Annotated in this window: 1 protein-coding gene; it reads right to left on the bottom strand. The window is 36.7% G+C overall.

From position 1 onward, the window contains the following. A partial coding sequence (locus F0000_RS27480) for an amino acid adenylation domain-containing protein (protein ID WP_188112330.1) occupies positions 1-879 on the bottom strand: 879 nt, incomplete at both ends.

The following is an 879-nucleotide window of genomic DNA, read 5'->3' as shown; positions in this document are numbered from 1 at the left end:
CTAACTCTATACGGTATCCCCGAATCTTGACCTGTTCATCCTTCCTGCCTATAAACTCCAAATTACCATCCGGTAACCATCTTGCCAAATCTCCTGTCTTATATAATCGTTCACCTTCCTTAAATGGGTCTGCTATAAATTGTAATACTGTTTTTTGTGGATCATTCAGGTAACCTCTTCCCACTCCTATCCCCGAAACCCACAATTCACCTGCAACTCCTATAGGACATAATCCATCTGATGAATTAACTATATATAATCGCATATTGGAGATAGGCTTTCCTATAGGAATACTTTCAGTGGAAGGAATCTTTGTCATCGTACAAAAACTTACATCGTCTGAGGCTTCTGCCGGACCATAAGCATTTGATAATGGAACATTTGGAAACCTCTCAAACCATTTATCGAGTAATGATCTATGTAAAGATTCGCCAGTAACTAATAAATAGGTTAAACCCTCAAGACCTTTGTTCAAAGAAATATCTAAAAGAGTTGACAAATAAGAAGGTACCAATTGTAATAAATTAATACCATCATCAGATATACTCTCTAAAAAAATTGAAGCCTCCTGAATAATCGTTTCTCTATATACAACAACAGTTCCTCCACACAATAATGAACTTAGCATTTGCCATACCGAAATATCAAAGGTAAAAGGAGCTGTAAATCCAATTCTGGTCGCTGAATCCATATGAAATTCATCAACCATCACTAAAAGATGATTAAGCATCCCTGCATGCTCTATCATCGCTCCTTTTGGATTACCTGTACTCCCTGATGTATATATTATATAGGCTAAGTTCTCTGGAGAAGACACCCTATCTAAAGGTTGAAAATCTTCTCTCTCAATAAGGAACCAATCCCTCTCTAAGCATATAA

It is taken from the genome of Aquimarina sp. RZ0 (genome assembly GCF_008370685.1).
Taxonomy (GTDB): Bacteria; Bacteroidota; Bacteroidia; order Flavobacteriales; family Flavobacteriaceae; genus Aquimarina.
This window is presented reverse-complemented; position numbering and strand designations above follow the sequence as displayed.